Below are 16,938 nucleotides of genomic sequence, written 5' to 3' on the forward strand. Positions count from 1 at the left end.
CGTGAGACGTGGCAGCACCTTGCACGAACCGGCGACAAGCCAACCTGGCATCCTCATGCCTCATTGGTTCGCTTTCCTTCCAAAGCTATACCGGATCGATTAACCGCGAACTGTCTAAAATTCTTGGAGCCAATCGCGATGAATCATGTGGTGCCTCCTTAGACCGCTCTCCCCAAGCCGAGCGGCGTTAGCCGCGGAAGCGTGTCGGCGCTTTTGTCTTCATGCAACAGTTCGAGGCAATGACGTTTCAGCCGCGAAAATTCGAGCGATGCAATGATATCTGTCGAACGCGGCCGCGGGGAGGGGACGATGAGCTCTTCATGAATGCGGCCAGGTTGTGCCTTCATGACGATGATCCGGTCAGCGAGCAGCAGAGCTTCGTCGATATCATGTGTCACGAACAGTATGGTCTTGCGGAATTGCTCCCATATGGTGAGCAGCAATTCCTGCATCTTCAGCCTCGTCAGGGCATCGAGCGCTCCGAAGGGCTCGTCCATGAGCAGCAGTCGCGGTTGATTGATCAGGACGCGGGCAATTTCCACCCGTTGCTGCATGCCGCCCGAAAGCTGTGTCGGATACCGATCGGCAAAACCGTTCAAGCCGACGAGGTCGAGCATCCTTTGCGCCTCGCGATGCCGCTCTTGTCTTCCGACGCCGCGCATCTTGAGCCCAAACGCAACATTGTCGCGCGCGCTCTTCCAGGGAAACAGGGTGTGGTGCTGGAAAACGATCCCCCGTTCGGGATGCGGGCCCCTGACCGAGCTTCCGTCGACATGTAATCGACCGCCGGCGATCTCGATATGGCCGGCGAGTGCGCCGAGAAGTGTCGATTTTCCGCAGCCGGATGGGCCGAGAAGGCAGACGAATTCGCCGGGAGCGACGGAGAAACTGACGTCGGAAACGGCTTCAAAGGCGGCTTTGCCTTTGCCCAGACGGATGGAAACCCGTTCCGCCAGAATTCTCCCCGTCTCGGATCGCGGCAGACGTTGGTGGGTGTTCATCTGGCCTTTTCCTTCTTCTGCCACGGGATCAATGCATTGCCGGCAGCTCGCAGCAAGGTACTGCTGCCCATGCCAAGCACGCCGATCACAATCATTCCGACGATAATCTCCGGATAATTTTGCAAGGAATATGCTTCCCAGGTGTAATAGCCGATGCCGAATTGCCCGGAGATCATTTCGGCCGTCACCAGACAGAACCATGACGTGCCCATGCCGATGGCGAGGCCAGTGACGATGCTCTGCGCGGCGCCGGGAAGGATGACTTCGAAAAGCATCGCGCGGCGGGTACTGCCGAGACTGCGCGCGGCTGCGATCAGACGCGGATCAACACCCTCGACGCCGTGAACAGTATTGAGCAGGATGGGAAACAAGGCACCGGTGAATGTAATGAAGATCATCGACAGCTCGGACGACGGGAACATCAGCACTGCTAGGGGTATCCAGGCAACCGCCGGGATCGGCCGCAGCAATTCGAGAGGTGCGAGCAGGAAATCTGAAGCGTTACGCGACCAGCCAATGATCAAGCCGAAGGCAATGCCGACGACGCTGGCAATTGCATATCCGGCAAATACTCTTTCGAGGCTGCTGGAAACATGCGAGAGGAGCTTTGGCGATCGGACAAAGGCCAGGCCGGCCATAAGCACCTCCACGGGCGAAGGCACGTTCCGGAAGGTAACGAGGCCGAGGTCGAGCCGCAGGGTGGACGCCACCTGCCATAGGACAAGGCAGATAGCGATCGATCCTGCACGGCGCAGCCAAGATGCATAATCGGGGCGCATCCACGTCGTCATTCCCGGCCTCAGTTGCTTGCCACGACAGAGGATTTGGCGACGGCAAAATCGAGCACTGCGCCGCCATGAGCCTTGGCCCAGCCTTCAGCATTTTCCTTGAGCAGAAAGGCGCTGATCTCCCCCTTTTCGTTGCGAACGAACCAGGCTTGGTTGCCGAGCAGTTTGATGCCGCTCTCCCGATCCTGGGCATAGAAAACGCGGATGCTCCTACCTTCGCTTTCGAGCGTCCTCAAAGCCTTGAACGCATTTTCCGCCGTGGCGTAGTGGCGAACGAGCGGCTCGTCCTTGACCCAGATCTCGGCGACGCGCTTTGGGTCCTTGATCGGTTCGCCCGTTGCCGCGTCCTTCGCGTCGAGCGGAAGCTGGTCATAGTTCTTCAGGCTCGCTTCATAGTCGAGACCCGATGCTTTGAAGGCGGCCTTGATGAAGCGATCGTCGATGAAACTGTCGACATCGAGGCCGGTGTCGGCCTTTTTCAGGTACTTCAGCGTTTCGATCGCCGTGCCGACGGCCTGCCGGTATTCGGGCTTCCAGGTCAGATCGCGGGTCTGCAGACCAAGCGGGCCGTGAAACAGATAATCTACCTCCGCTTCGACGCCGGTCACCTTCGCGATCAATTCACTGTATTTCTCCGGCTCCTTGGCAATCAATTGATCGGCTTCCAGCGCAGCGCGCAGATAGGCCGTAACGACCTCTGGATATTTTTCGGCGTAGTCCGCATCGACGAGCACGCCATGGAAGGTCGGTCCGTTCGCCTGCGAGCCGTCATAGATCTTCCGCGCGAAGCCGCGCCAGGGATAAAGCTCGGCAAAGGGCACGAAATCGGCATGCGCTTCGATCTGGTTGGACTTCAGAGCGGCGCCGGCGACTTCGGGGGCTTGAGCTACAATGTTGACATCGGTTTCCGGATCCCAGCCTTGAGCCTTGATGGCGCGCAGCAATAGGCCGTGCGATGTGGCGGCGAAGGGGACCGAAATCGTCTTGCCCTTAAGTTCCGAGATGGACTGGATCGGGGAGTCTGTGGGCACGACGATGCCGTTTCCGCTTCCTTTGACGCTACCCGAAAGGACCGAGACGAATAGGCTTTTGCGTCCCGCCTTCAAATGCGCGAGACCATTGAAGGAACCGGGGAAGTCCGCCATCACGCCGAAATCGAGTTTGCCGGCAATCTGCTCGTTGGTGATCGGTGCACCACTGGTGAAGTTCTTCCATTGGATGTCGTAGCTCGCGTCCTTGTATTTGCCGTCATGCGGCAGGTATTTTTCGAGAAGGTGCAGTTCCCGGATCAAAAGACCACCGGTTGCCGTATTGATCGTGGTGTCCTGCGTGCCGATCGCGACGCGAATGGTTTCGGCATGAGCCGCGCCGGTAAAACTGATCGCAGTCAAAACTGCAGCTGCCAATGTTGAGCGAATATGCATTGTGCCACCCCATGTGATCCCGTCGTCCCGCGACAGCAACTTTCCGAATTCTTGCGGAGACGCCTAGCAACCGTTCATCAGCCGGCGTCGTGCAGATTTATGTGGTGTGGCGCGAGACGGCGGAAGCAATTAATTTGCATCATGGGGCTGGCAGCGCGGCGCCATATCTCGCGGATCTGAGAGCACAGCCATCAAATCGAATAATTAGAGATTTCAGTGGTTTAATGTCGGGTTGGCAGAGTGAGTTTGTAGCGACATCGCGATAAACGACCACATTCACAGCCGAATTTGCAATTATATTTCTTTATAATCCATAGATTTTATATCTATTGACCCTCTCTTGAATACCAGAGGGCTATCGACGATGAGCTTGGATGTTGAAATCGCACAGCCGGAGCCGCTAAAGCCGGGGCGTAAGCGCGTACTGCGCGATACTGACCCTGAGTTGCCTCGGCAGGCTATCCTGCCCGGCGCGCAGTCGTTGTTTCTCAGTGAGACCGTCGACGGGCTCGACGAGGGTGCGCATTTTCTCGATCCGCTCAAGCTCGATGAGTGGGCGATATTACGAAGCCACGGACGGCGACTCAGCTTCTCAGCTGGCGAAACGATCTTTACTCAGGGCGACAAGCACGGCGGTATCTTCATCATCGAGCGCGGTTCCGTGCGCGTCTTTTATTCCGCGCCGTCGGGTCGTGAGATCACGCTTGCCTACTGGACACCGGGCAACTTCATCGGCGGTCCCGAGATGACTGGCGGCGGCACGCATATCTGGTCGGGCGAGGCCATGGATGATTGCGAAATTTTGTTTCTGCCTGCTCATGCCCTGGGAAAGCTGATCGTCGAACTGCCCAATTTTGCGCTCTGTCTTATCCAGGGCCTGGCGTCGAAAGGTAAAAGCTATTCCGCCATGGCACAGATGCTCGGGACCCGCTCAGTTATCGAGCGATTGGCCCAGTTTCTGATGAACCTTGGAAAGCTGCATGGCGTGCGGGACGGTCATGCCGTTATCATCAACGCCAAGGTGACCCACGACCAGATCGCCGCGATGGTCGGTTCTACCAGGCAATGGGTGACGATGATGATGAAGCGTTTTCAGAAGGAAGGATTGCTGACGGTCACGCCGCGACATATCCGCATCGAACGGCCGCATCTGCTGATGGCAATGGTTTCGAAAGGCGGCGTCTAAGACACCCCCTTTTCCTGATGTTGCTTAACCCAGGCGAGTAAGCGCCCAGCGCACTGTTTTGCGCACATCCGGATCCGGATCGTCAATGTTCATGGCCAGTGCTTCCTCGGCACTATGGTCGCCGATCTCGCCGAGTGCGGCCGCCGCTTCCTTGCGTAAGGTCGGTATGTCGCTTTCAAGCAGAAGGATAATCCGGTGCAGGGCGGTATTTGCTTTCAGCTTGCCGAGCGCGCCGAGCGATTTTTGCTGCACCTGCCAATAGTCGTCGGAAAGGGTCTGGCACAGCGCCTCGACCGCCGAATTATGGCCGATGCGGCCAAGCGATTCCGCCGCCGCCGCCCGGACTTGCCAGTTCGCATCGCCAAGGGCGGTCGCGACGGCCTCTGCTGCAGCCGATTGAGTCGTGAACGTCAGGGCACTGACCGCAGCGGCGCGCACCTCGATGTTCTCGTCGCGCGTCGCGGCGATGAGGGATGGTATCGTCGAGTCGAGCTTGAGGTAGGCGATCGTGCCAAGAGCCTGCACGCGCACCGATGCGTCCCCGTCGCGTAGCGCAACGAGGGCAGGGCCGAGCGCATGCTGCAGCCGTAGTCCTTTCAATCCGCGAAACGCCGCCGCTCGCACGAAGGCGCTTGCGTGATCCAGAAGAGGCAGCAGGCTGTCGCCCGCCTCGTGATTTTTCAACTCCGCCAGGCCATCCGCTGCGGCCTGAGCGACCGAATGATCGTCGTCGACGACCAATCGCGCCAGGCCTGCGGCAGCATCAACGCCATCGAATTCGGCGAGAGCGATCGCTGCCTGGAGGCGGACATCTTCGCTGACGTCGCCAGCTGCGGTAATCAAGTGCGGCAGGGCTTCGAGGCTGGCGGTTTCCGCAAGCTCGATCACAGCAAGGCGGCGGATGGCGGCATCCTGATCGAGCAGGCGTTCCGCGATGACCTCGATATCGCCGAAGTCTTCGAAAGGTTCAAAGGCGCTCATGTCAACGCAGCAGGTAGGGAATGTTGACGGTGACGGCCCCAGTCGGACAGTCGGTTTCGCACGGCATGCAGTACCAGCATTCGTCGAATTTCATGTAGGCTTTGCCGGTGAGATCGCTGATGCGCAGGACGTCGAGCGGGCAGACGTCGACGCAGACCGTACAACCTTTGTCGGCGATGCATTTGGCGTCATCGACAGTCACGGGCACTGTACTTGGGGAAAGGGCGAGAGGCATGGATCTTCCTGTCAGGCTTGCTTTTGAACACGCAGACGCTCGTAGGCCGTCCGTTCCTCGGTCTCGATCGGGACGACGTAGGGCTGGACCTGCCGCTTCTCCGAGACCATGCGGTCGTCGATCTTCTTAAGGAGCGTGTGGCAGAACCAGTTGTCGTCGTCCTTTTCCGGATAGTCGACGCGGTTGTGATACAGACCCCAGCGGCTTTCGGTTCGGAAAAGCGAGGCGTGGGCTGCCATCTCCGCGCAATCAAGAATGGACGATACTTCGAGCGCCCGCATCAGTTCATGGGCATCGCGAGCCACCAGCCCGGTCTCGAGGTCGTCGCGGACTTCGCTGAGCCGCGCCTGGCCGATCCGCATCTTGGCAGTCACCTTCGGCGGCTGCAGATAATCGTTGACCAGGCGGCGCGTCTTGTATTCGAGCTGGTTCGGCGGAATCCCGTCCTCGCGCCGCGTGGGTGCCAGCACTCGTTCGCGCTCGCGCTCCACCAACTCACGATCATAGTCGGGAAGCTCTGTTGCCGAGGCGACATCGGCCGCGTGCTCTCCGGCAACGGCACCATTGGTAAAGGCGCCGAGCATGTAGTTATGCGGGACGTTTGCCATGTCGCCTGCAGCATAAAGGCCTTCGACGGTCGTCCGTGCAAATTCGTCGACGAACACGCCCGAGGCGCTATGACCCGAACAGAAGCCGATTTCGGAAATGTGCATCTCGATCATCTTGTCGCGGTAGTCGGTGCGACGCCCCTGGTGGAAGCGCCCGCGCGATGGGCGCTCGACCTTATGCAGGATCTGCTCGATCTCGCCGACCGTATCATGGTGCAGATGATTTAGCTTCAGGAACACTGGTCCTTTGCCGGACTGCAGTTCGTTATAGAATTCCTGCATCATCTGACCCGACCAGTAGTCGCTTTCAATGAAACGGTTGCCATCGCTGTTGGCGGTATAAGCGCCGAAGGGACCCGCGACATAGGCGCAAGCGGGGCCGTTATAGTCCTTGATCAGCGGGTTGATCTGATAGCATTCGAGGTTCGCAAGCGCAGCACCCGCATGATAGGCCATGGCATAGCCATCGCCCGAATTGGTCGGGTTTTCATAAGTGCCGAAGAGATAGCCGGAATGCGGTAAGCCGAGCCTGCCTGCCGCCCCCATGCAGAGGATCACCGTCTTGGCGCGGAGAACAAGAAATTCTGCCGAGCGCGTGTTGACGGCGATCGCGCCGGCAATCCTGCCGTCCTTGGCCGTGAGAAGTCGCGTCGCCATGTAGCGGTTGGAGATCAGGATGCGTTCGCGGCGAAGCTGTCGATAGAGCGCCTTCTTAACGGTATCTCCGTTCGGCATCGGCAGAACATAAGTGCCGAGGTGATGCACTTTTTTGAGGTCGAAATCGCCATTGGTATTCTTCTGGAAGCGGATGCCGAAGCGATCCAGCTCCTCGATGATCTCGTAGCAGCGCGACGCATATTTATAGACCGGCGCCTGATCGACGATGCCGTCATTCGCGATGGTGATTTCCTTGGTATATTGCTCGGGCGTCGCATAACCCGGAACGACGGCATTGTTCAGGCCGTCCATGCCCATGGAGATCGCGCCCGAGCGCTTGACGTTGGCCTTTTCGAGCAGGATGACGTTCAGCTTGGGATTTCGCTGCTTTGCCTTGAGCGCCGCCATGGGGCCCGCCGTGCCGCCGCCGATCACCAGCACGTCGCATTCGACCTCGGCCAGGCCTTCTACAAAATTATCCATGCACCATTCCTAAACCCAATGAATCAGCGATTTCGCGCAGGTATTGCCAGGGGTAGATTCCTCGATCGTGCCCATCCGAGAAAACCAGCCGGACGGCATAGGAGCCGATCGGCTCGATGCCGGCTACTGTCACGTTCTCGAACGCTCCCTCACGCCCATCGAGCGAAGCTCGAACCGCCTGGGCCGAGCGGCTGTGCCGCCTCAGCACGGAAGCTGGAATAAGAGATGTGTCGCCACCTTCCCAGGTAATGGCGAGGGTGCGGCGTTCCGGTTCGAGCTTCAGTTCCAATGGTGTCATGATCTTCCCTGTCAATTGCAACTCACTCTAAGAGAGCGCGGGACAGAGACACGCAATAAATTGCCTCGTGGCAATTTGCCGAAAGTGGCACCGCACTCTTAGCGAAGGCGGTGCCCCGACATGAAAATTAAGCGAGAAGACGACCTGGTCCCCCCGCTTGAACCATTTCCGCAGATTTAAGAAAGGCTTACACTTTGTTTTTGCGGACAACGTCTGCGACTGTCACCTTCTTGGGAATGAGCTTGAGCTCGAAAAAGACGTCGGCTATGGCTTGCTGCTGCGCCACGACGGAAGCATCGAGGCTGCTGATGCCATAGGATTGACGCTCGAGCGCCTTGACGAGGATAGGTTCTGGGATGCCGACCGACGGTGATAGTTCCGCGGCCGCGGCCGCAGTATCGGATTTGGTCCATGCGTCGATCTCGGAGATTGCGTCTATCAAGACATCAACCGCTTTGGCGTGATTGTCGACTAGCGCACTGGTGCCGAGATAGAACTGGTAATTGGGGACGATACCCTCTCCATTTCTAAGCTCTCGCGCTTCGACCGCCACTTCTGCGGCAGCTTGGAAGGGATCCCAGATGACCCACGCGTCGACCGCGCCCCTTTCGAAGGCTGCGCGGCCGTCGGCCGGTGCCAGGAAGGATGCCTCCACGTCCTCATAGGTCAAGCCAGCTTCTTCGAGAGCTTTAACGAGCAGGTAATGCACGTTCGATCCCTTGTTGAAGGCGACTTTCTTTCCCTTCAAGTCCGCAACAGACTTTATGGGACTATCTTTCGGGACAAGAATGGCTTCGCCACGCGGGGCGGGCGGTTCATGCGCGATATAGATAAGCGGAGCGTTCGCTGCCTGAGCGAAAATCGGCGGCGTTTCGCCGGTCGAGCCGAAATCAACGGCACCTGCGTTCAGCGCTTCGAGAAGCTGGGGGCCGCCAGGAAACTCTGCCCACTCGACCCTATAGTCGATTGCTTCGAGTTTCTTTTCGAGCGTTCCCTTGCCCTTGAGAAGCACCAGAGTTCCATATTTCTGGAAGCCAATACGGACGACCTTGTCGGCGGCCCTTGCCGTTTGAATATTCGTCAGTGGCGCCGCGATGGCACCCGCCACAACCGCAGTGAAAGCTCGTCTTGTGATTTTCATCATGACCTCCCAAACAAGGCTACATCAAACTAAAGTGTTTTTGAGAACGCAGAATACGGCCGACGTCCAGCGCGCCCTCGACTTGAAATGTTCGCTACGATGGTTCGTGCAATGAGCCATTCCGGTATCAAACTGAATTCCAACCTCACGATTACGAACGAACGCCTCATCCTCGAAGCCGAGAGAGTGTTGACGACCGTACTCGGACACATGCAGGCTGGATGCGCGGCGAGCAAAAGTTACCTTTGCAATGATTTTGTCCCAATTGACCTGCTGCGCGATTGCGATGGGTCGCCAGCCGCATCACAACAATGCGATACAAATTTCGATATTATCCATTCATTTGATAGGTTTTTCATTTCGCAGAAATAGGATCACTTCGAATTATTTTTTCAAACTCCGGCGCTTTCATCCCGCTCCCGTGACTCAGTGGGCCACCCTCCAAATGAAAATTCGGGTTAAAGCGTCGTGAAACTCGACAGCCAGAGGGCTTGGAAGCCATAAACATCACCACGTCCGGCACAGCGTCGTGTCCTAAGGTTGACCAGAACATTGTTATAATTTGCGGTTGGACCGGAACTCGAACTGATCGAAGCGGTGCACAAGCTTGCCGAAGAAGAAAGCCAACGTTGAGTTTACTTCAATCGAAGGCCCGTCTTCCCTCTCGCGCATGGTCAAGGCACTTGGCTACAGATCCTTCCGCGGCTTCAGGCAAGTCTATCGGAACCATGTTTTGACGTTATCGCGCCGGTCGCATGGTCTCGGATGATTCGGAGAGATTTCCCGCAATCCCGTCCTGCCATGGCGCAGGCTGCCTATCCTTTTATTCCGGCTGAAAGCATGATGGCGCGCGTAATCTGCTTCTGAAAGACAAGGTAGAGAATGGCTACGGGAAGGCCGGCCAGAACAGCGGCGGCCATGTCCTTGGCAAAACGCACGCCGAAAACATCCTTCACCTGGGTAATCCCGACGGGAATGGTGATTGTGCTGTCCGATGTCGCGACCAGGAATGGCCATAGGAAATTATTCCATGCCGCGATGAAGGTTGTGATGCCGAGCGCAGTGATCACGCCCCAGTTCATCGGCACATAGATCTTCCAGAGCGTTCTCAAGTGCCCGGCGTTGTCGAGCATCGCCGCCTCGCGGAATTCCTTTGGAATCTGGTCGAAGAATTGCTTGAGAATGATGATGACCGATGGCACCACCAGCTGCGGCAACACGATGCCGCCCCAGCTGTTGATGAGACCGAACATGTTCATCAACACGAAATGGTTGATGATGAGCGCCTCCGCCGGCACCATCACCGAGGCGATCAATGCCCCATAAATCACACGTCGGCCGGGAAACTGGATTTGGCTGAGTGCGTAGGCGCAGCCGACGCTCATCATAAGCACCAGAACCGCAATGATAGCCGAGGTGCCGACCGAGTTCATGTACCATTGCACGATGCTGGAATGCTCGATCACGTAGCGATAGGGCTCGAGCGTCGGTGCTTTCGGGAAGAGCCCGGGCGAGCGGCTTACCACCTCGGTGTCCGATTTGATCGACGTCATGACCGCCCAGTAGAGCGGAAAGAACCAGATGAGAGCACCGAACGCCGTCAGGGCGGTCAGCGCGTGCCCGCTCCAGCCTCGGGAGGCGACATGGCTCTTTGCCGCGGTCAGGTCAGTTTGTGCGCTTGTCGTGAGAATACTCATTTTTCCCCTCGCGCACGCAGGAACTGATATTGCAGGACGGAGGCGATGAGAATGATGACGAACAGGATGGTCGCGACGGCCGCGCCCTCGCCACCCTTGTTCTGCTTGAAGGCGAGATCGTAGATGACGGTCATGACAACGGCCTGCGCATCCGCCGGCGTATGGGCGAAATAGCCGAGCAGATAGGGCTGGGCGAAGATCTTGAACTGCGCAATCAGCTGCAGCGTCAGAACCAGCGCTGTCACCGGCCAGATCAGCGGCCAGGTTATTCTCGAAAACACGCGCCAGCGGTTGGCATTGTCGAGTGCGGCCGCCTCATAGACGTCGGGCGAGATGCTGCGCAGTGCCGCAAGGAACAGAAGGATGTTGAAGCCGATCGTCCACCAGATGGTGACCACTGCAACCGACGGCATGAAATAGGTTGGCGAACGCAGTACCGGGAGCGCCCGCCCGCCGGTAAACAGACCGATAACATTCTGGATGACACCGTATTGCATGTTTGCAATCCAGGTCCAGATCTGGGTCACTACCGACACCGGCAGGATCGAAGGCAGGAAAAAGCAGGCGAGAACCAGCATCTGTATGCGCCCGCTCAGGCGATTGATGCCCATGGCAATGAATAGCGCAAGAAACGTGCCGGGGACGACGGTCAGGACAATGAAGTAGAGCGTATTCAAAAGCGCCTTTTGAAATTGGGGTGAGGAGAGTTGGCGCGCATAATTGTCGAGGCCAATCCATTCGCCCGGTCCGATCAGTGGCGCATTGGTCAGGCTCATCGCCACCATCCGCCATGTCGGATAGGCGAAGATCACCAGAAACGCGATGACCGCCGGTGCGACTAGCAGCGCTGCAACGACATTATCCTGTTTCCTGTTGCTGACGGCGGCCATCCATCACCTCTCTCGTTAGCGCAGCCCCGGGGCAGGAAGAGCCCCGGAGCTGTTGAAGAAAGCGTCACTGAGAGTTCATGTGATCGCGAAACTTCGCGAGTGTTTCCTTCACGTCGCCGTCGCCGTTCAGCGGCCCCGACGCCATGTTCTGCCAATCGTCGTCGAATTTCGATGCTGCACCCGTCAGCGGCGTCTTCGGCATGTAGAAAGCGTTGAGCGCCATGGCGGCGTAGTCCGCCTGCGGCTTAAGCGCCTTGTAGGCTGATGACGTGCTGACCGGAAGATAGGCCGGAATGTGGCCGGCAGCAGCCCATTCCAGCGAGTTCACGTTCATCCATCGGATGACTTCGAGAACCGCGGCGCGCTTTTCCGGAGTCATGGTCTTGCCGACATTGTTGGGGATCACGAAGGAGTGTGAGTCCGACCAGTTGGCGGGCTTGCCCATCCAGGCCGGAATGTTGACCATGCCATAATCGAAACCGTTGCCCTTGGCGACTTCGGTTTCCATGGTCGGCAGCTCCCAATTGCCGTTCAGGAAGAAGGCGGATTGTCCGGCGAGAAAAGTGGGGGTGATGGTCTCGGTGTCGATATAAGGCTGGGCCCAGCCTTGCTTCACCCAATCGGCGACTTCATTGTAGGCTTTTTGCATCTTGTCGAAATTGTCGCCCTGCAGGAACTTGCCGTCGGCTGTCAGTTGGCCGCCCTCCTGGCCAAACAGGGTATAGATATCGCGCAGATCGCCGTTGGATGAGGAGATGACGACGCCGTTCTTGCCGGCGTCCTTCGCCTTGGCCAGCAACGCGCGCCAGCCTTCCAGCGTGTCGATGCCGGTCGGCTTGCCGTCGTTGCCCAATGCGCCCAGCTCTTTCAGTATAGTCTTGTTATAGTAGAGCACTTCTCCGTGCACGTCGAAGGGGACGGCATAGCGGACGTTATCGACCGTCGAGGCGGCGATTGCGTTCGGCGGATAGTCGCTGTCTTTCAGCCCGACGGCATCGAGCTCCTTCGGATCGATCGGCGAAACGGTCTTGGCCGCAACTGCGGCTGCCAGGCGTGACAGGTGGTATGTGGCGATATCAGGACCCTGGCCAACGGCGGCGGATGTCTGCAGCTTGGTATAGTAGGGGATACCCCATTCGAGCGTCGTGCCCGTGATCTGGATCTTGTCCTTATGCTCGTCGTTGAAGCGCTGGATCAGCGCCTTCATTCGCACGCCGTCGCCTCCGGACAGAAAGTCCCACCAGACGACATTTTCGACTGCGAATGCCGGAAAGGCAGTCATGAGGGCTAACGCCGCAATCGATGTTCTCAACAGGTTACGCATTCTCTCTCCTCCAGGCTGTTCTGTTTTCCTCCCGGGCCGCTCTTTGCTGGGTGGCCCTTATGCCTTGCGCAGCGGCTAACGAGCCGCGTGATATCCCTTGCAGCTGTCTGGACCGCCTCAACTTCCTCCGGGTCATATGCGGCGGTTCAATCTTTTGGCCACCTATCCCGCTGCCGTCTCGATGATGCAATCGAGCAAGGTTACCGCCACCGGATCGACACCGGCCGCTTCGCGCATCAGGCCGAAGGTCGTGGCGACGATACGGCCGGCGCCAACCTTCCTTTCGGCAATGGTTGCACATGGCTTGTGGATCCAGCCCACCATCGTACCTGCATGCACCAAGCCGTCGAAATGGATCGGCCGAAAACCGGTGATGACGCGGTTCGGGTTGACGCCGACGAAGGAGAGATCGGTCAACGGGCCGCCAGGCAGGCGCTCGAATTTCCCCGAACGCTTCACCCAGCTGAAGCCGGTGACCCAATTGCCCTTCCAGATGGTGCCGTTGCGTTCGGTGACGCGCATCTGCGGCATGGATTGCCCGCGATCGCCCCCTGTCGGGTAATTCCAGTTCGGCTGGTCGTTGCGCAGATTGCCGAACGGCAGCGGCGCCACATCGGCAAGCGATACATAATGGGCGCCGTGCTCCATGGCGTCGATATCGGCCTGGCTGAGGGAAGACGCAACCCGCACATCCGCCTTGCCGGCCTCGACAAGCGTGTAGCCGAGCGCAGTCAGATATTGCGTGATTTCGGGTTCGGCCGAGAATACGGAAAGGACCGGCTTGGAGCGGCTGCCATAGACGCTGACCTCGAGGCTGTTGCGCGCAATCTCCTTGCCGCCGGCGGTGATCGCAAACTGGATGCTGACCTGTCTGCCGGCCATGGCCGGCTCAAAGGACAGAGAAAGTGCCGGCAGATGATGCACCGATGTCGCATTCACAGCCGGGATCACCATCTTTCCGGCAATCGTACCATCGATGCTCCAGCTTAGCTCGGCCGTGGGGAGCGCCTTGCCCCCGGTCGAGATTTCGAGCTCGATATTGGCGGTATCGCCTGCCCACACAGCATGGCGCTGCATGCGCGGGATGATGACGACATCGGTGTTAATCTCGTGGAAGCGGCTGTGATAGGCACGCGTATTACGCTGCATGTCCATCAGGCCATTGGCTTCCCAGTGCAAATCGGTCAGCTCGGTGATGACATAGCCCTGGATCGAGGCGTGGCGGCGCATCTCCTCGATTTCGAATTTGAGGGCATTGAACTGATGCCACTGCGTGTCCTCGATGAAGGAGCCGAAGGACGGAAAGACCTTGTCGAACTGATAGGTGCGGAATCGCTGTTCGACGCCATGCGGATAGGTCGCACCGTCGCTATCCCATTCCAGGCCATTGATGAACCAGAACGGCTCCTTGCCGTCCTGCTTGAGTTTTTCCGGATGCGGCAGACCCCAGACGCCGAACTCGGAGACGACGAGCGGTTCGTCGCCGCGCCGTTTTGCATCGCCGTTCGGCGAATAGGACCACTCAGGCCGCGCCGCGAAAGCCGATACCCAGTCAGTCCATTCGCGTGCCATTTCCGGAACCGAGGCGTAGTAGTGATAGTCGTCTATGTCGGAGACGACATGGAAGTTCGGAATGCAGGCGGAATTGTCGACGACCAGCCGTGTCGGGTCCTTCTTCTTCAGCCAGTGATAGGCGCCTTTCAACCAGGCTCGCTGATCGGCGCTTTCGACGAGGCGCGTTCCCCAATCCTCGTTGATGATGGTCCAGATCACGATGGAGGGGTGATTACCGTCGCGGCGCAGGATCCCTTCCATCGTATCGAGCAGGCGCTTCGCCGATTTCTCGGTGAAGGTCTGAATGTTCGGAATCTCCGTCCAGACCAGCAGGCCAAACCGGTCCGCCACATCGTAGTAGCGCGGATCGGGAACCTTGATATGGCAGCGCAGGAGGTTGAGCCCGAGTTCCTTCGCCTTGCGTGCCTGGTCTTCCAGAAACTCCAGCGACGGCGGTGTATAGATGCCCTCGGGATAATAATCCTGATCCAGTGCGCCACGCATGTAGAAGGGCTCGCCGTTCAGGAAGAACTTTCCATCCTTTGCCTCGAAGCTGCGAAAGCCGAAATTCTGCTCGGCGACATCGAGAACTGTGTCGCTCTCGGATAGCTCGGCAACGGCCCGATAGAGCGCGGGATCATCAAGCGACCACGCCTCCGCTTTGGCGACTTTGAGCGCGGCCGATGCCCGTGCCTCGTCATCGAGCGCAACTTCGGTCGAAGCTGCGACCGCACCGCTGCGATCGAGAAGCGTGATTTTCAAGACGCCGGTAAAAGCTGCTGCCAGCTCGACATCGATAGCGACATCGCCCGTTGCGAGATCGGCGCGAATGGCCTGGTGGGTGATATGCGCCTCGCAGCGGCACTCCAGCCAGACCGATTGCCAGATGCCACCCAGCATTCCGTACCAGCTCTGCTTGCCATGCGGGATCTCGTCGAACGGGAAATCCGGGAAGGCCCGGACATCGGCGTTCGGCAGCGTAACCTTCACATCCAGACGCAACTCGCCGGTCAATAGATCGGCAGGGATGACGAATTCGAACGGCAGATAGCCGCCTTCGTGAGAACCGAGAGCACGGCCGTTGACCGAGACCTCGGCGAAATAGTTCACGGCACCGAAATGCACGATGACCTGACGGTCAAGCCACTCTTGCGGCACCGTGAAGGCGCGGGAATAGGTTGCCACGCCAGCCGCGGCCCGCAGATCTGGAAAATGAGCCTGCCAGGGCGCGGGCACGGCGACAGTCGTCGACGTTTGCCCTTCCAGCTGAAAGTCCCAGGTTCCGTCGAGAGACAGGCGTGCACGCGGCCCGGAACGAGTATCGGCGAAACGGTGGGAGGCGATGGTCATAGCCGCGGGCTTTTCGGTTGGATTAAGTCACAAAATAAGTTACAGACAAGTTTCGTAACTTATAAACTTAACTTCCGCAAGGGCCGTAGCTTCACATTGTCCGTCAGATTTCCTAACGTGCGTGCAGACTGCCCTTGAGTCCGAGAAAGAAACTGAGTGAACGACAAGACGACGAAACGACCGACCATGTCCGATATCGCCTCGCAGGTCGGCGTTTCGCATGCGACGGTTTCACTGGTGCTGAACGAAGCGCCCGGCAAGAGGGTTTCGGAGAAAGTGCGCGAGCGCGTGCTGGCGGTCGCCGAGGAACTTGGCTACCAGAAGACCGCGCCGGCCAATGATCCGATCGGCGGCATCATCGTTCTCCTGATCGACGATCTCATGGCCTCGCAGCATGCTGCGCCGCTGATAGAAGGTGTTCGGAGCGCTGCGGAAGAGCAGGGCTTGGCGGCGCTCACCGTCGTGACGGGCGGACAGGTCGAATTCGCCGAATCCATTCTCGACTATTTGGGACGGCGCCAGATCGTCGGCGTAATCTACGCCACGCTCATCACCCAGCTGGCGCCGGTGCTGCCTTCCAAACTTGGCAACTATCCGGCCGTCCTTCTGAATTGTCATCAGCAGCGGGCCGAGTTCTCTTCGATCATTCCAGGCGATCATGCCGGCGGTTATGCGGCAACGGAAGCCTTGATAAAGGCCGGCCATCGCCGCATCGCCATGATCGATGCCGGCAGGCAGCGGCTTGAAGCGGCGCGCGATCGTCTGTGCGGCTATCGCCAGGCGCTGACGACCTACGATATCGCCGTCGATCCCGAACTGATCCTTTCGGAAGCCTGGTCGCTCGATCTCGGGCGGGAAAAGATGCTGCAGCTCCTCGATCTGCCGTTGCCGCCGACGGCGGTTTTCTGCTTTTCCGACCGTGTGGCGATGGGCGCCTATGATGCGATCAGGATGCGCGGATTGAGGATTCCCGACGATATTTCCGTCATCGGTTTCGACGATGAAAGCCTCGCCCGAAAAATCCTGCCGCCACTCACAACATTGAAGCTGCCGCACGAGGATATGGGCCGTTGGGCGGTCGCCGAGCTTCTGGAAAAGGTGATGCAGCCGAAGAAGCCGCCAGTGAGGCTGAAGATGGAGTGCCAGTTGATCCTTCGCGCTTCCATCGCCCCACCGCCTTGAATGCAATGAAGGAACGGCCCGAGCGTGTTGCTTTCTCAACGATTCGCTGAAGGCCTCGAATGCGCGAAGGGGTTTGCTCTTTTATGAGCGAAAGGTCTTGCCCTGTTGGCATGAAACAAAGGTGGGGTGCGTGCGTTTC

Annotated in this window: 14 protein-coding genes; 2 read left to right on the forward strand and 12 right to left on the reverse strand. The window is 58.4% G+C overall.

Going from position 1 to position 16,938, the window contains the following annotated elements:
- Nucleotides 1-158: 158 nt before the first annotated feature.
- The 3 genes from PH562_RS01125 to PH562_RS01135 are packed head-to-tail and all read right to left on the reverse strand — an operon-like array spanning nucleotide 159 to nucleotide 3,213.
- Complete coding sequence (locus tag PH562_RS01125) at nucleotides 159-1,001, reverse strand: ABC transporter ATP-binding protein (RefSeq protein WP_113232411.1); 843 nt, start codon at nucleotides 999-1,001, stop codon at nucleotides 159-161.
- Complete coding sequence (locus PH562_RS01130) at nucleotides 998-1,792, reverse strand: ABC transporter permease (protein WP_285171033.1); 795 nt, start codon at nucleotides 1,790-1,792, stop codon at nucleotides 998-1,000. Before PH562_RS01130 ends, PH562_RS01125 begins: the two co-directional genes overlap by 4 nt.
- Nucleotides 1,793-1,800: 8 nt before the next feature.
- Nucleotides 1,801-3,213 carry an ABC transporter substrate-binding protein gene (locus PH562_RS01135; RefSeq protein WP_285171035.1) on the reverse strand — a complete coding sequence of 471 codons (1,413 nt, stop codon included), beginning with the start codon at nucleotides 3,211-3,213 and terminating at the stop codon, nucleotides 1,801-1,803.
- Nucleotides 3,214-3,577: 364 nt separating this feature from the next.
- Here PH562_RS01135 and PH562_RS01140 point away from each other — a divergent pair, with 364 nt between their 5' ends.
- On the forward strand, nucleotides 3,578-4,399 hold the full coding sequence (locus PH562_RS01140) for a Crp/Fnr family transcriptional regulator (protein ID WP_285171036.1): 822 nt from the start codon (nucleotides 3,578-3,580) through the stop codon (nucleotides 4,397-4,399).
- A gap of 24 nt (nucleotides 4,400-4,423) precedes the next feature.
- On the opposite strand, the gene PH562_RS01145 is transcribed toward PH562_RS01140, so the two are convergent.
- The 9 genes from PH562_RS01145 to PH562_RS01185 all read right to left on the reverse strand — a co-directional run bounded on the left by PH562_RS01145 (nucleotide 4,424) and on the right by PH562_RS01185 (nucleotide 15,617).
- Nucleotides 4,424-5,380, reverse strand: a complete 957-nt coding sequence (locus PH562_RS01145) for a HEAT repeat domain-containing protein (protein WP_285171037.1) — start codon at nucleotides 5,378-5,380, stop codon at nucleotides 4,424-4,426.
- A gap of 1 nt (nucleotide 5,381) precedes the next feature.
- Nucleotides 5,382-5,615, reverse strand: a complete 234-nt coding sequence (locus tag PH562_RS01150) for a 4Fe-4S dicluster domain-containing protein (protein WP_064841978.1) — start codon at nucleotides 5,613-5,615, stop codon at nucleotides 5,382-5,384.
- Between the two features lie 11 nt (nucleotides 5,616-5,626).
- Nucleotides 5,627-7,363: a fumarate reductase/succinate dehydrogenase flavoprotein subunit gene (locus PH562_RS01155; RefSeq protein WP_285171046.1), complete on the reverse strand. Its 1,737-nt coding sequence runs from the start codon at nucleotides 7,361-7,363 to the stop codon at nucleotides 5,627-5,629.
- Nucleotides 7,356-7,661, reverse strand: a complete 306-nt coding sequence (locus PH562_RS01160; protein ID WP_285171047.1) for a gamma-butyrobetaine hydroxylase-like domain-containing protein — start codon at nucleotides 7,659-7,661, stop codon at nucleotides 7,356-7,358. Before PH562_RS01160 ends, PH562_RS01155 begins: the two co-directional genes overlap by 8 nt.
- A gap of 187 nt (nucleotides 7,662-7,848) precedes the next feature.
- Entirely contained in the window at nucleotides 7,849-8,802 is a 954-nt protein-coding gene (locus PH562_RS01165) for a sulfonate ABC transporter substrate-binding protein (protein WP_285171048.1), read from the reverse strand.
- 815 nt (nucleotides 8,803-9,617) lie between these two features.
- The gene (locus tag PH562_RS01170; protein WP_285171170.1) at nucleotides 9,618-10,355 is read right to left on the reverse strand and encodes a carbohydrate ABC transporter permease; all 738 of its coding nucleotides are present in this window, start codon (nucleotides 10,353-10,355) and stop codon (nucleotides 9,618-9,620) included.
- 140 nt (nucleotides 10,356-10,495) lie between these two features.
- Nucleotides 10,496-11,389, reverse strand: coding sequence for a carbohydrate ABC transporter permease (locus PH562_RS01175; RefSeq protein ID WP_285171049.1), 894 nt, complete (start codon nucleotides 11,387-11,389; stop codon nucleotides 10,496-10,498).
- A 64-nt stretch (nucleotides 11,390-11,453) separates the two neighbouring features.
- Nucleotides 11,454-12,713: an extracellular solute-binding protein gene (locus tag PH562_RS01180; protein ID WP_285171050.1), complete on the reverse strand. Its 1,260-nt coding sequence runs from the start codon at nucleotides 12,711-12,713 to the stop codon at nucleotides 11,454-11,456.
- Between the two features lie 162 nt (nucleotides 12,714-12,875).
- Entirely contained in the window at nucleotides 12,876-15,617 is a 2,742-nt protein-coding gene (locus PH562_RS01185; protein ID WP_285171052.1) for a glycoside hydrolase family 2 protein, read from the reverse strand.
- 156 nt (nucleotides 15,618-15,773) lie between these two features.
- Between PH562_RS01185 and PH562_RS01190 the strand changes: the two genes are divergently transcribed.
- A complete protein-coding gene (locus tag PH562_RS01190) occupies nucleotides 15,774-16,799 on the forward strand; it encodes a LacI family DNA-binding transcriptional regulator (RefSeq protein WP_285171053.1) in 1,026 nt (341 codons plus the stop codon).
- Nucleotides 16,800-16,938 lie beyond the last annotated feature (139 nt).

It is taken from the genome of Rhizobium centroccidentale, assembly GCF_030182565.1.
Taxonomy (GTDB): domain Bacteria; phylum Pseudomonadota; class Alphaproteobacteria; order Rhizobiales; family Rhizobiaceae; genus Rhizobium.

What these genes read in the sequence shown, in the direction of transcription:
- PH562_RS01125 (WP_113232411.1), bottom strand. Translation starts at nt 1,001, where the DNA reads ATGAACACCCACCAACGTCTGCCGCGATCCGAGACGGGGAGAATTCTG.
- PH562_RS01130 (WP_285171033.1), bottom strand. Translation starts at nt 1,792, where the DNA reads ATGACGACGTGGATGCGCCCCGATTATGCATCTTGGCTGCGCCGTGCA.
- PH562_RS01135 (WP_285171035.1), bottom strand. Translation starts at nt 3,213, where the DNA reads ATGCATATTCGCTCAACATTGGCAGCTGCAGTTTTGACTGCGATCAGT.
- PH562_RS01140 (WP_285171036.1), top strand. Translation starts at nt 3,578, where the DNA reads ATGAGCTTGGATGTTGAAATCGCACAGCCGGAGCCGCTAAAGCCGGGG.
- PH562_RS01145 (WP_285171037.1), bottom strand. Translation starts at nt 5,380, where the DNA reads ATGAGCGCCTTTGAACCTTTCGAAGACTTCGGCGATATCGAGGTCATC.
- PH562_RS01150 (WP_064841978.1), bottom strand. Translation starts at nt 5,615, where the DNA reads ATGCCTCTCGCCCTTTCCCCAAGTACAGTGCCCGTGACTGTCGATGAC.
- PH562_RS01155 (WP_285171046.1), bottom strand. Translation starts at nt 7,363, where the DNA reads ATGGATAATTTTGTAGAAGGCCTGGCCGAGGTCGAATGCGACGTGCTG.
- PH562_RS01160 (WP_285171047.1), bottom strand. Translation starts at nt 7,661, where the DNA reads ATGACACCATTGGAACTGAAGCTCGAACCGGAACGCCGCACCCTCGCC.
- PH562_RS01165 (WP_285171048.1), bottom strand. Translation starts at nt 8,802, where the DNA reads ATGAAAATCACAAGACGAGCTTTCACTGCGGTTGTGGCGGGTGCCATC.
- PH562_RS01170 (WP_285171170.1), bottom strand. Translation starts at nt 10,355, where the DNA reads ATGACGTCGATCAAATCGGACACCGAGGTGGTAAGCCGCTCGCCCGGG.
- PH562_RS01175 (WP_285171049.1), bottom strand. Translation starts at nt 11,389, where the DNA reads ATGGCCGCCGTCAGCAACAGGAAACAGGATAATGTCGTTGCAGCGCTG.
- PH562_RS01180 (WP_285171050.1), bottom strand. Translation starts at nt 12,713, where the DNA reads ATGCGTAACCTGTTGAGAACATCGATTGCGGCGTTAGCCCTCATGACT.
- PH562_RS01185 (WP_285171052.1), bottom strand. Translation starts at nt 15,617, where the DNA reads ATGACCATCGCCTCCCACCGTTTCGCCGATACTCGTTCCGGGCCGCGT.